This window comes from Robbsia andropogonis, from assembly GCF_000970345.1.
Taxonomy (GTDB): Bacteria; Pseudomonadota; Gammaproteobacteria; order Burkholderiales; family Burkholderiaceae; genus Robbsia; species Robbsia andropogonis.
This window is the reverse complement of record NZ_LAQU01000026.1, coordinates 24,273-37,972: the sequence shown is the minus strand read 5'-3', so window position 1 is coordinate 37,972 and position 13,700 is coordinate 24,273. Positions and strand designations below refer to the sequence as shown.

Below are 13,700 nucleotides of genomic sequence, written 5' to 3'. Positions count from 1 at the left end.
GAGCATGAGCCAGAATCAGCAAGCAGTCGACATTGAAAAGTACGCGACGCTGCTCGACGATGCCGCACGCGAGGGCCGAGAGCTAGCGCAATTCGATACCGACGAGCAATTGTCGCTGGCGGACGCCTATGCCATCCAATCGGAGTCGATCAAAAGACGCGTCGCACGCGGCGAGACGCGGGTGGGCGTCAAGATGGGCTTTACCAGCCGTGCCAAGATGCTGCAAATGGGTCTGTCCGACGTTATCTGGGGGCGTCTGACGTCGGGAATGCAGGTCGAGGAAGGCACCGCGATCGATTTCCGTCGTTTCGTCCATCCTCGCGTCGAGCCTGAGATCGCCTTTGTGCTGAAACGATCGTTGCCGGGAGAGGTGACCGGTCCGGAGGCGCTTGCGGCGGTGGAGGCCGTTGCGCCCGCGCTGGAGATCATCGATTCGCGGTACAAGGATTTCAAATTCACCTTGTCGGAAGTCATCGCGGATAACGCGTCTTCGAGTGGTTTCGTCATTGGCAAATGGCAATCGCCGCAGCGCGATATCGGCAACCTTGGCCTAACGTTGCAGATCGATGGCCGCGTGATGCAGGTGGGGTCGACGGCGGCATTGCTCGGGCATCCGCTGCGATCCCTGGTGGCGGCGGCGCGACTGTCGGCGGCAGCCGGCGAGCCCTTGCAAGCGGGCTGGATCGTGATGGCGGGCGGTGCCACTTCCGCGGAATGGCTTGCGCCGGGCCAATACGTCGGCGTTGATATGGAAGGCATGGGCAGTGCCGGCTTCCATGTCACCGAGTGAGCCGTGCGACGGATAACAGCGGAGATAGGTATGGGAGCGACTGTCAAAGTGGCGATCATCGGACCTGGCAATATCGGGACCGATTTGATGATCAAGGTGATGCGTAACAGTAAGCACTTGAAAATGGGGGCGATGGTAGGGGTCGATCCCAACTCGGACGGCCTCGCGCGCGCGGCGCGGCTGGGGATTGCCACGACGTCCGAGGGTATCGATGGACTGGTGAATCTCGATATTTTCAAATCGATCGATATCGTGTTCGATGCCACCTCGGCGGGAGCGCACAAACGTCATGACGAGATACTGCAATCGCATGGGGTACAGGTCATTGATCTGACGCCTGCCGCCATTGGGCCTTACGTGATTCCCGCCATCAATCTCGAGGCGGAAGACGCAACAAACATGAATATGGTGACCTGTGGTGGCCAAGCGACCATCCCGATCGTTGCGGCCGTTTCGCGGGTTGCTAAGGTCCACTATGCGGAAATCGTCGCATCCATCTCCAGCAAGTCAGCAGGGCCTGGTACACGTGCGAATATCGACGAATTCACCGAGACCACCCGTAGTGCCATCGAGAAACTGGGCGGCGCGACGCGTGGCAAAGCCATCATCGTTCTAAATCCCGCCGAACCCCCGTTGATCATGCGCGATACGGTATTCGTTCTGTCAGAGCTCGTCGATGAGAAGAAGGTCGCGGACAGCATTGAGGCAATGGTAGCGTCGGTGCAATCCTATGTGCCGGGCTATCGCTTGAAACAGAAGGTCCAATTCGAGATCATCGATAAAGCGGTCAATGTACCTGGCCTTGGACCGCAACGCGGCTTGAAGACCTCCGTGTTTCTGGAGGTGGAGGGGTCAGCGCACTACCTGCCGTCGTATGCCGGTAATCTCGATATCATGACGTCGGCCGCACTGGCGTGCGGTGACATGATGGCACGCCGTCGGCTGGCGAGCGGCGTCGCACGCGGACAGGCGGAGGCTTGGCAATGAACATCGATAAGAAACTCTATATTTCAGATGTCACGTTGCGCGACGGCAGTCATGCGATCCGGCATCAATACAGCATTGCCCACGTGAAGGCGATAGCGTCCGCCCTGGACGAAGCGGGCGTTGACAGCATCGAAGTGGCGCACGGTGATGGTCTGGAAGGATCGAGCTTCAACTATGGTTTTGGCGCCCATAGTGATGTCGAGTGGATTGCCGCGGCTGCGGAAAGTGTCAGAACCGCAAAGGTCGCCACGTTGCTGCTCCCTGGGATCGGCACCACGCATGATCTGCGCAATGCTTATGATGCGGGGGCGCGGGTAGTACGCGTTGCGACGCATTGCAGTGAGGCGGATGTCTCGCGCCAGCATCTCGACTACGCGCGCGAACTCGGCATGGACTCGGTAGGGTTCCTGATGATGAGCCATATGACCACGCCAACAAGACTCGCTGAGCAGGCGAAGTTGATGGAGTCCTACGGTGCGACCTGTGTCTACGTCGTCGATTCGGGCGGTGCATTGGGGATGAACGACATCCGGGACCGCTTCAAGGCGCTAAAGGATGTGCTGCAACCCGAAACCCAGACGGGCATGCACGCACACCATAACCTGAGCCTGGGCGTTGCCAATTCGCTGGTTGCGGTAGAGGAAGGCTGCGACCGGATCGATGCCAGTCTTGCCGGCATGGGCGCTGGCGCCGGGAATGCGCCGCTTGAGGTTTTCATTGCCGCCGCGGAGCGTCAAGGCTGGCGTCATGGTTGCGATCTATATCGGCTGATGGACGCCGCCGACGACCTCGTACGGCCCTTGCAGGATCGGCCCGTTCGAGTCGACCGCGAGACCCTTGCGCTGGGTTACGCGGGCGTGTATTCGAGCTTCTTACGGCATGCCGAGGTTGCGGCATGCCGATACAATCTGAAAACCGTGGACATTCTGGTAGAACTCGGCCGACGCAAGATGGTGGGGGGGCAGGAAGACATGATTGTCGACGTCGCCTTGGATCTTCTGAAGCGCCAGGAAGGGGTAATGGCGGGGCCGCGGACGTCGACGGTGAACGAGGCGCGCTGACGGTATGGATCGATTATTTTCCGCCGGACATTGCACGCCGCGCAAAACGTGATGCAAGGCGCTGCTGGCTGAACTGCGGAACGCAGCCGCTATCTGAACTGACATGTCGGGATAGCGTGGAGACGCTCCTGAGCAACACCATGTCCGTGCGATGCAATGTCGGAATGGCACGTCCTGACCATGGACTGACAATCGCGCTTTGACAAATAAAAAGGGCCGGCAGGTATAAATCCCCGCCGGCCCTTTGCCGTTGCGCGATGCTTACTTCGTCAGCGTCGCCAGCGCCGCGTTCAGCGTGGCGCTCGGGCGCATGGCTTGGCCGGTACGCTCCGCGTCGGGGTGGTAGTAACCACCGATGTCATTGGGCTTGCCTTGCGCGGCAGCCAATTCGTCGACAATTTTCTTCTCATCCCGCGTCAGCGATTGCGCAATGTCCTTGAACTCTGCCTGCAGCGCCGTGTCTTCGGTTTGCGCGGCGAGTGCTTGTGCCCAATACAACGCCAGGTAGAAATGGCTCCCACGGTTGTCCAGGCCGCCCACCTTACGCGACGGTGATTTGTTCTCGTCGAGGAATTTGCCGGTGGCTTGGTCTAGCGCCTTTGCCAGCACATTTGCTTTCGGCTTGTTATACACGGTACCCAGGTGTTCCAGCGACGCAGCCAGCGCCAGGAATTCTCCGAGCGAATCCCAGCGGAGGAAACCTTCTTCCAGGAACTGCTGCACGTGCTTCGGTGCCGAGCCGCCCGCGCCGGTTTCGAACAAGCCCCCACCGGCCATCAACGGAACGATCGACAGCATTTTCGCGCTGGTGCCCAGTTCCATGATCGGGAACAAGTCGGTCAGGTAGTCGCGCAGCACGTTGCCGGTCACTGAGATCGTGTCCTTGCCGGCGCGGATGCGGTCCAGCGAGAACTGCGTTGCCGCTACCGGCGACATAATCTTGATTTCCAGGCCCGACGTATCGTGGTCTTTCAGGTACTGTTGCACCTTCTTGATCACTTGCGCGTCGTGTGCACGATGCTCGTCCAGCCAGAACACGGCCGGTGTCTGGCTGGCGCGGGCACGCGTGACAGCCAGCTTGACCCAGTCTTGAATGGGTGCGTCCTTTACCTGGCACATGCGCCATAGATCGCCTGCTTCCACCGCTTGTTCCAGCAGAACGGCGCCTTTCGATGTCACCACGCGGACTACACCGTCGTTGGCAATTTCGAAGGTCTTGTCGTGCGAGCCGTATTCTTCCGCCTTTTGCGCCATCAAGCCGACGTTCGGTACGCTACCCATCGTTACCGGATCGAACGCACCATGCTTCTTGCAGTCCTCGATTACCGTCTGGTACACGCCTGCATAGCAGCGGTCTGGGATGATCGCTTTCGTATCGTGCAGTTGACCGTCCGGCCCCCACATCTTGCCCGAGTCACGAATCATCGCCGGCATCGATGCGTCAACGATGACATCGCTCGGCACATGCAGGTTCGTGATGCCCTTGTCCGAATTGACCATGGCCAGTGGCGGACGCTGCGCGTACACCGCCTTCAGGTCGGCTTCGATCTCGGCGCGCTTGTCCGCCGGCAGATCCGACAGGTGCGCATACAGATCACCGATCCCGTTGTTGACGTTGACGCCGGCTTGCTTCAATACGTCAGCGTGTTTCGTCAGTACGTCCTTATAAAACTCCGAGACGACATGGCCGAACATGATCGGATCGGACACCTTCATCATCGTTGCTTTCAAGTGCAGCGACAGCAATACGCCTTGCTTCTTCGCATCGGCGATTTGCTCGACGATGAAAGCGCGCAGCTTGTTCTTGCTTAGCACAGCCGAATCGATGATTTCACCCACCTTCACCGCGGTCTTTTCCTTCAGAACCTTGACCGTGCCGTCCTTGCCAACCCATTCGATACGGACCGTGTCGGCTTCGGCGATCAGCGCGGATTTTTCGCTGCCGTAGAAATCGCCACTCGTCATATGCGAGACGTGCGACTTCGAATCGGCCGACCAAGCACCCATCTTGTGCGGGTGCTTGCGGGCATAAGCCTTCACGGAGAGCGGTGCGCGGCGGTCTGAGTTACCTTCGCGCAGCACCGGGTTCACGGCACTGCCCTTGACGCGGTCGTAACGTGCCTTGATGTCTTTCTCGGCGTCGTTCCTGGGCTCGTCCGGATATTCCGGCAACTTGTAGCCTTGTGCTTGCAGTTCCTTGATGGCCGTCTTCAATTGCGGCACCGAGGCGCTGATGTTCGGCAACTTGATGATGTTCGCTTCCGGCGTGGTGGCCAGCTCGCCCAGTTCGGTCAGGTCGTCGCTTTGCTTGTGCGCGGCATCCAGGATGTCCGGGAATTGCGCCACGATACGACCAGCCAGGGAGATGTCGCGGGTCTCCACGTCGATCCCCGACGAGTGCGTGAACGCCTTGATGATGGGCAGCAGCGAATAGGTCGCGAGCGCGGGCGCTTCATCAGTCAGGGTATAAATGATCTTCGACGTCTTGGACATTTTTCTGATTACCTCGGTTTCCACATAAAGGTGTCGCCCGATCCCGCGTCTCGCATCCACTGGCGCATTTTACAGGCCGTACGGTGGTGTGCCGGGCGGGCTTCCGGGTGAGGACCATGAGCGGGTTCGAGTATAGCAAGAATCCGAACAGGTCTTGGGTCTAATATAAGACTTGCACTGCAGCATTCCTCTCTCGCCCCTATTTCGCCCGGTCATTTTCGGATCGGCGAACATGAACGTCGTCTTTCTAAAAACGCTGAAATCCATGCCTGACGGGGGTTTCAGCCAATTGGTGGAAGCCCTGCGTTATGCGGCGGCGGCAGTAACGCCAGGAAATTGCGTAGCAACGGTGACAGCGCTTCCCCTGCATTTACGCAGGACGCACGTGTCAAGGGCATGACATTTCCATCTTCCGCGTCGCCTGGATGGCGGACCGCCAGTGCCAGGCGCGCCTTGGGCGCGGGACCGACAATATCCAGATACTGCACACCGTCAACCCGCACGGTCGCAATGGCGGCCGGGACGATTGAGACGCCCAGGCCCGCCGCCACCAGATTGACCACCGACGATATCTGCGGCGCCTCTTGCGCGAGAAGAGGCGTAAACCCTGCGCCGATGCAGGCTTTGTATACCTCTTCGAACAGTGATATGCCATTCGCTCGAGGAAAAAACACAAAAGGTTCACCGGCAAGCGCGGTGAGTGGCAATGGCTTGCCGCAGGCGAGATGGTGGTCGGAGGGTACGATGATTTTCATCGACTCATCCGCGAATCGATGCAGCATCAAGCCGTCGATTGCTTGATCACTGGGGCGAATAAACACGGCATCCAGCCGACCTTCCTGAAGGTCATCAAGCAAATGTTGCGTGTTTGCTTCGACCAGGGATAAAACCACTTCGGGGAAGGCGCGCCGGAAGCGGCGGATCGCCTGCGGAAGCACGGGGTTGAACGATGCCGAGCTGGTGAAGCCCACGCTCAAACGGCCGATTTCCCCTTGTGCAGCGCGTCGTGCGGCTTGCAACGCTCGGCTTGCCGCGCTCAATGCGGCGCGAGCCTCCGGGGCGAACGCCTGCCCAGCCTCGGTCAGGCTCACCCCTTGCGCGCCACGATGAAACAGGCGCACGCCGGTTAATGCCTCCAGCTGCTTGATTTGCTGGCTTAACGGCGGTTGCCCTATACCAAGCCGCGCCGCCGCACGGGTGAAGTTCGCTTCCTCCGCGACGGCGACGAAATATCGAAGATGCCGCAACTCCATACTATATCTCCTGTGTATGGGAGATGAGACTTCCATATATTGGACAGTATATCGCTATCAGCGCACACTATCGAAGTGGCAAGTTCATTGTTGCAAGGTTGATTTTGCGGCGATCCGCGAGCTTGCCGGCAACTTTACAAAGGACGTCGCGACGTTCCCGGTGGATACCGTCCGGGCGGACGCCTGTAACTCCCATGCACTCAAAGATCGTTTCTACCTTCCGCGGCACGCCGCCCTTGTCATCCCCTCCGGCTCCGGTCTGGACCGGCGTTCAACGTGGTTCGGTCGATTACCGGCGGATCAGTCTGGCCTTGTTTCTATCCGGGTTCTCGACATTCTCGTTGTTATATTGCGTGCAGCCGCTGTTGCCGGTGCTGACTGGCGAGTTTCACATCGGTGCCGCGCAAAGTTCGCTGGCGTTGTCGTTGAGCACGGGTTTGCTTGCCTTCTCGATCCTGTGCGCCGGACCGCTATCCGAGCGAGTCGGCCGACGCGGATTGATGTTCGGGTCGTTAATGCTTGCGGCGCTGTGCAACCTGCTGGTTTCGTTTGCGCCGAGCTGGCACCTGATCCTGATCGGGCGCGCGCTGGAAGGTTTTGTCCTTGGCGGCGTGCCGGCAGTGGCCATGGCGTACCTCGCGGAGGAAATCGATCCAAGAGGCCTTGGGATGTCGATGGGCCTGTACGTCGGGGGCACCGCGTTCGGCGGCATGATGGGCCGTGTGGGGATGAGCGTCTTGACCGATTGGTTTTCCTGGCGCACGGCAATGGCGTCGCTCGGCGTCATCGATCTCATTGCCGCCGTGGCCTTTGTGATGCTGTTGCCGCCATCTCGCAACTTCACATCCAAGGTAGGTCTGGGGCCGCCGCATCATCTGGCGCTGTGGCGTCGCCATCTTGCGCATCCGATGTTGCCGATGGTGTTCGGTATCGGATGCCTCGTCATGGGCGCCTTTGTCACGATCTACAACTACGCAGGTTTTCGACTGATCGCACCGCCCTTCAACTTGAACAGCGCTGAATCTGGACTGATTTTCAGCGCCTATCTGTTTGGTGTCGTGGCGTCGTCGGTCGCGGGCGGCATGGCTGACCGGTATGGTCGTGGCCCGGTGCTGGTTACAGGGATCGTATTGACCATCGTGGGTGTCTTGTTGACACTGTCACAAGCGCTGGCGATGATGATTGCGGGCATTGTCGCGCTGACCATCGGCTTCTTTATCGCGCACTCGGTTGCCAGTGGCTGGGTGGGGCGTCTGGCGGTGGGCGCGAAAGGCCATGCGTCGTCGCTTTACCTACTCGCGTATTATCTGGGTTCAAGCTTTCTTGGTTCCGTCGGCGGTCATTTCTGGGAGCGGGGTGCTTGGCCGGGTGTGGCGACGTTCGCGCTGGTCCTGCTGGCAGGCTGTCTGTTATTGGGGCTGTGGATGTGGCGGCGCACGACAGCGATGTCCGCGTAAGGCAGCGTTGCCTTGTTGCGGCCGACATTGCACAAAATACGATGATTGAACGATCAGCGGCTAGCGTGAGTGGTGGGACGATCGACAGCAAGGCGGGCGAGCAGGCCCCGCCGGGACATGCGCAGCGGTCATCCGCGAGTGGTGTGTGGCTGACCGTGCTGCCGGCGGGGCGCACCGTACCCGCGGCCCGTGAAACGACAATATTGGCCGCGGCGGCCCGCGAAGGAATGACGCTGCCCAGCTCCTGCCGAAACGGCAGTTGTCGCGCCTGCCTATGCCGTTGTGTGGCAGGTGCGGTCCGTTACGACATCGACTGGCCAGGCGTCACGGCTGATGAACGCGCGCAAGGCTGGATTCTTCCCTGTATTGCCTATCCTGACAGTGATGTCACAATCGACCAGCCGGAAATGCGTAAGACTGCCGACCTGCCTGTTCGTCCTGTTCGATCCCGAGGCTTTTGACGCCGAGATGATCGACGTTTGCCCGAAGCGTTACTGCTTCTCGTGGGATTGTCGATGGTGGCGACCACGTTTTCAATAGAGGCGGTACGGCTGTCTTGTTATGACAGCCTGCAGGCGATGCGGTATGACGTGTCAGTCCTCTCCGGTACAATGCCGCGCCATGAGGCGTATGTCCGTGCTAACAAAGCGTGAACACGCCGCGAAACCAACTGACAGAAGAGGATGCGATGAGCATTTTAGACGGATTGGGTGCCCAAGGCGCCGCAGGCGGTAATGGGCTGGTCGATGCGGCTATTGGATTTGTTAACAGCCAGCCCGGCGGGTTGAATGGTTTTGTACAAAAGTTTCATGACGCCGGTGCCGGGGCGATCGTGTCGTCGTGGATCGGGCAAGGCGCAAACCTGCCTATCGATCCGGCGACATTGCTCACCGTGTTGGGTAAACCGATGCTGGAGGCTTTAGCGTCGAAGGTTGGCATGCCGGTCGAACAATTGACCGGGATATTGGCGATGGTGCTACCCGGCGTGGTGGATCGTGCAACGCCGGAAGGTAAATTACCGGAAGACGGCCAATTAAAATCCGATAATGTTCTGTCTACCTTGGGTGGCCTTATGGACATGTTCGGCCGAAAGCAGTAATCGGTATTCTGGCAATTGCGTAGCAAGTCCAATTCTTTATCACCGGCTTGCTACGATTGCTATCAGGGTAATCCTTAAAATCGATTCGCGGTGTCACGTCGACCGTTTTTTGTGAGTCGTTGACATACAGCTGATCGTGGATATTTCGAGATACTTGAGTCAACTATAGAAAAACTTCCGTGTTTTTAGAGACATTTGCAAATCAACATAAATCTCACCATTGCGACAAGTATTTTCTCTTCTTTCAATTCTTTCGAATGAGTCAGTAGACACCATTCTGAAAAGACAGATTTAATAAGACGAAGGAGCGGTAGTCGGATAAACTACCGCTCCTTCGCCACACTTAGTATTTTCGTTGGCATCTGATTTGGAGTACGCATGCAGGGAACACAGACGAGGAATGGTGGCGGGTCCGCCTCACGCGTCCATCGGTCCATTGGTCCGATTGCACTGTTGTTGACAGGGCTCGGTTCGATTATCGGTTCAGGCTGGTTATTTGGTGCATGGCGAGCGGCGAAGATCGCCGGTCCGGCCGCGCTGGTGGCATGGGTGATCGGGGCACTCGTGATTTTGGCGATCGCGTTGGCTTACGCGGAGCTGGGCGCCATGTTTCCGGAATCAGGTGGGATGGTGCGTTACGCGCGCTATTCACATGGCTCGTTAGTAGGTTTCATCAGTGCCTGGGCGAACTGGATTGCGATTGTCTCGGTGATTCCAGTTGAGGCCGAAGCGTCGATCCAATACATGAGTTCCTGGCCTTTTCCGTGGGCCCATGCGCTTTATCAAAATGAGACACTTTCCACAACAGGCTTGCTGTTGTCCGCCGGCCTCGTGGTTGTTTATTTCCTCCTGAATTATTGGAGCGTGCAGATTTTCGCCCGTGCCAATTCGCTGATCACGATTTTTAAGTTCGTCGTGCCTGGGCTGACGGTCATTGGTCTGATGGGCAGCCAATTTACCGTTGCGAACTTCGGTCACTTATCGGCGCCTACCGATGCCGCCGCTGGCGGGGGCGTGTTGGGGCAATTCGCGCCATACGGCTGGTCGGCGGTGTTTACTGCCGTGGCGACTAGCGGCATCATCTTTGCATTTAATGGCTTTCAGAGCCCCGTTAACCTGGCGGGTGAAGCGCGCAACCCTTCGCGCAGTATCCCGTTCGCGGTGATTGGCTCGATCCTGCTCGCATTGGTGTTGTATGTGCTGTTGCAGGCAGCCTATATTGGCGCTGTAACGCCTGAGCAAATCGCGCAGGGGTGGAATCATATCGATTTCAGCTCGCCGTTTGCCAACCTGGCAATTGCCTTGGGCCTGAACTGGCTGGCGTTAGTGCTTTATATCGACGCGTTTGTCAGCCCGAGTGGGACGGGTATCACCTATATGGCTACCACGTCGCGGATGATCTTCGCGATGGAACGCAATGGCACGCTGCCGGCAATTCTGGGCAATGTGCATCCGCTATATGGTGTGCCGCGTCCGGCGATGTGGTTCAACCTTGCTGTCTCGTTTGTTTTCCTGTTCTTCTTCCGTGGCTGGAGTTCACTGGCAGCGGTGATCTCTGTTGCAACCGTGATTTCCTATCTGACAGGACCGGTCAGCGTGATGGCGCTGCGCCGCCACGCGCCGGACTTGAAGCGACCGCTGGTGCTGTCCGGCATGGGTATTGTCGCGCCGTTGGCGTTTGTGTTCGCTTCGCTGATTCTGTACTGGGCGCGCTGGCCGCTGACGGGCGAGATCATTGTGCTGATGGCCGTCGCGTTGCCGGTGTATCTGTACTACCAGGCCAAGCATGGCTGGCAGGGGTGGAGTCATGACTGGCGTGCGGCGAGATGGCTGATCGCCTATCTGTTCGTCATGGCGTTACTGTCCTACTTCGGTGGTCGAGAGTTTGGTGGCAAAGGCTATTTGCCGGAAAATTGGGACATACTGATCGTCGCCGTCATTGCGTTCCTTTTTTATAGCTGGGGTGTGCGCAGTGGCTATCGGACGCCTTACCTCGACGAGGCTAAGGAAGATAACGATCCGGAACACGCCGGTCATTAGGCGAACGTGGCAATCAACACCCAGTCGCGAAGACTTGCTGCGCGGCTGCTACAACAATGTGACTATCGCGGTCTGTCGATGCGGAAGACCATACGGAGATCGATTGTAGCGGAACCGATGGTTTCCGCTACGTTGCCGTGTTCCATCCCGACCGTCTGGCACATACGTGCGGGCGAGCCGCTATCGGTAAAAATGAACTGGCATCGGGAGCCCATGTGCTTGTGCTACTGTCTCTAAAGCAGGCGCATCCAGAATTTCGACCGCTTATCTACAATCATTCCAGCTGACTCTTCGTGCGATGTTCGAAGAGTCACTATCCAAAATACCGCGATATCTGAGCGGCAACCGGTTGGGTTTTAGCGGAGGCATCATTGAACTAGGTTCGCAATGAAGCCTGCGTGATGGCGCGTTACCCGGAAAATTGATAGCGGACTCACGATATAAGATATGTAATCGAGCCGGGAAAGTGATTGGGATACCTTAGTTTCTGCTGCTGTGAAAGGTTGCGAATGGTTCGACCGCACAAAGCTATACTGTCGAAGTACGGCGGGCAATACAAGCAGCAATCAATGTCGTGCTGCAACCCTTGATTATGAAGTGGCTGGGACAGTGTATCTACGCTTCCAGTCAACGAAGTCTTTCAAGACAAATAGGGGCACATTCAGTAGCTTATACTAATTTAAAATGTGGCTCTTCTGGCTTTCCTCATCCAAGATGTTCTTGTTTTCAGCAGATAAAGGACCTCAGCGAGATTGAGCTCGGCGCCATACAGAGCGAGGTGTTTTTTAAAGTTGTATCGCTGCCAGCTCTATCGGCCAAGTAGGGCTCGCGCACTTCATCGCTTACCTTTGCGTTGCACGCACGCCAGAATGGCATATCGGAGCATACGAATATGCGGCTCGTCGAATTGATCATGCTCACCTGTCATGATGATTACGAGATATGACGTGCAGCGATCGCGCTAACAACGCGAACTAAATGGTGTTGACGATTACTCAGCTTTGTTTATTGTTTATTTTTAGGAAAACGTAAAAGGTATATTATTGGAGATGCGCTCTTCTGCTTATGGCAATGGGAAACATACGAGATCTTGCGCGCTGACCTTGTTCATATTGTTGAGTTTGAAGTGGATGCTACTGCGTTGGAGGTATTCTATCTATCGACTTAAGTTTCCATGTCAGATTCCAAACATTAGCCGTTATCTTTATTTGATAAGGTTCGATAGCATGACAGTTTCTCAATTTCAAAGTAACTTAAACCAAGTTATTTCAAATTTTATAAATTTGTTGTGCGATTAATTAATCAAGGATGTGAAATGGATATTGCAAGAAGTACGCTTTCAAGTTTATGGGATTCGGTGACCTATGATGATCAAGCGTTTTTCGATGCGGACGAAAGCGAACATCGAGATACTATTTGTGAACTACCAAATGAGTTGATTTACGAATTTGCATTTCGGTTGCCGGAACAACATCTATTCAACCTTGCATCTACAAACCAGAAATTCTACAAAATACTGTGCTTGCAATGTAAATCTATCAAGATAACAAAATCATTCTATGATTATGCGTCTAAGGCGACCATGGAAAACGATTTTTACGACGCCACGGTGATAATGAGTATTAATGCCTCAAAGGCTGATGCGTTTAAGGTTATTCGTATCACTAGTATTTGCGCGATGCAACCGTCGTTTTTGCGTTCTTACGTACAATCCGTACCTTTATCCGCCCTCAAAATCATACAGCCAGATTTTTGCTTAAAGCAATACGATGTTCCAACGAGCAAGTATGATGCCTTTATGTCGTTAGTAAATAAGGGATTGGATAGGGTGTTTTATGTTTTATCCTTGCCCGTCGGTCCGATCTTGAGTGTGCAAGATAAGCCGATATGTTATTTGAACGGGAACGGGAAATTTAATTTAGACGAACTTGGATTCGATACTAGCTCTTTTTGTGACGTTCTTACCAAACAGGAGCAATTGATAAAAGCACTATCCACTGCCGATTCATTACCCCTAGCCAAATCCGACGCATTCGCCTTGATCGATCTTATGGTTGCGCGTTGGATAGTGCATCATACGTTTGATAGTTGTTGCATGTCGCCATGCAATTTGCTAAGAAAGACAGATAAAGTCCTATGGCCAGCGATGCTCGACTCGCTTCTATCGTCCATTCCATCAGAAAATTTAAGCGATGAAATAATGCTATTCATTGAGGAATACGACGGTTCAGGCGGGTACACTTCTTCGAATATTCAAAATATAGTTTCCGAATGGCTCTTTCATGAAAAGAAGCTTGATATAAATCAGGTAAAATGTGAGATGCGTGGCCGATTTAATGCGGAACTGGATTAGTGCGGGCGGCGAATTTAAAAATTACAAGAAAAACAGATGGCCGTTGATGAGTCGCGGTAGACGTAGCGAGGTGGCGATAAACCAACGTGCTGATAATGCAGTTTTCGGCATTGATGCATGATGCGGCTCCGCGCTCCCTTGAATTGAATACAGCATTATGCGAGACC

The 13,700-nt window shown here is 55.7% G+C and carries 10 protein-coding genes; 8 read left to right on the top strand and 2 right to left on the bottom strand.

What is annotated here, in order from left to right; translation table 11 throughout:
- Window positions 1-4 precede the first annotated feature (4 nt).
- From WM40_RS19780 to dmpG, 3 genes are read left to right on the top strand one after another with little or no spacing between them, the layout of a single operon-like run.
- Window positions 5-790: a 2-keto-4-pentenoate hydratase gene (locus tag WM40_RS19780; protein ID WP_024903740.1), complete on the top strand. Its 786-nt coding sequence runs from the start codon at window positions 5-7 to the stop codon at window positions 788-790.
- Between the two features lie 30 nt (window positions 791-820).
- Window positions 821-1,777 (top strand): acetaldehyde dehydrogenase (acetylating), encoded by a 957-nt coding sequence (locus tag WM40_RS19775; protein ID WP_046153744.1) that lies wholly within the window; start codon window positions 821-823, stop codon window positions 1,775-1,777.
- Window positions 1,774-2,838, top strand: a complete 1,065-nt coding sequence (gene dmpG, locus WM40_RS19770; protein WP_046153743.1) for a 4-hydroxy-2-oxovalerate aldolase — start codon at window positions 1,774-1,776, stop codon at window positions 2,836-2,838. Before WM40_RS19775 ends, dmpG begins: the two co-directional genes overlap by 4 nt.
- A gap of 261 nt (window positions 2,839-3,099) precedes the next feature.
- Here dmpG and WM40_RS19765 read toward each other — a convergent pair whose 3' ends face one another.
- A complete protein-coding gene (locus WM40_RS19765; protein ID WP_024903743.1) occupies window positions 3,100-5,331 on the bottom strand; it encodes an NADP-dependent isocitrate dehydrogenase in 2,232 nt (743 codons plus the stop codon).
- A gap of 281 nt (window positions 5,332-5,612) precedes the next feature.
- Window positions 5,613-6,584 carry a LysR family transcriptional regulator gene (locus WM40_RS19760; protein WP_082103012.1) on the bottom strand — a complete coding sequence of 324 codons (972 nt, stop codon included), beginning with the start codon at window positions 6,582-6,584 and terminating at the stop codon, window positions 5,613-5,615.
- A 194-nt stretch (window positions 6,585-6,778) separates the two neighbouring features.
- On the opposite strand from WM40_RS19760, the gene WM40_RS19755 reads away from it, so the two are divergent.
- From WM40_RS19755 to WM40_RS19735, 5 genes are all read left to right on the top strand, one after another.
- A complete protein-coding gene (locus WM40_RS19755; protein WP_046153742.1) occupies window positions 6,779-8,041 on the top strand; it encodes an MFS transporter in 1,263 nt (420 codons plus the stop codon).
- 41 nt (window positions 8,042-8,082) lie between these two features.
- Window positions 8,083-8,502, top strand: a complete 420-nt coding sequence (locus tag WM40_RS19750) for a 2Fe-2S iron-sulfur cluster-binding protein (protein ID WP_081764957.1) — start codon at window positions 8,083-8,085, stop codon at window positions 8,500-8,502.
- Window positions 8,503-8,729: 227 nt separating this feature from the next.
- On the top strand, window positions 8,730-9,140 hold the full coding sequence (locus tag WM40_RS19745) for a YidB family protein (protein WP_046153759.1): 411 nt from the start codon (window positions 8,730-8,732) through the stop codon (window positions 9,138-9,140).
- A gap of 378 nt (window positions 9,141-9,518) precedes the next feature.
- Window positions 9,519-11,180: an APC family permease gene (locus WM40_RS19740; protein ID WP_046153741.1), complete on the top strand. Its 1,662-nt coding sequence runs from the start codon at window positions 9,519-9,521 to the stop codon at window positions 11,178-11,180.
- 1,315 nt (window positions 11,181-12,495) lie between these two features.
- Window positions 12,496-13,533, top strand: a complete 1,038-nt coding sequence (locus tag WM40_RS19735) for a hypothetical protein (RefSeq protein WP_157685864.1) — start codon at window positions 12,496-12,498, stop codon at window positions 13,531-13,533.
- Window positions 13,534-13,700: the final 167 nt, after the last annotated feature.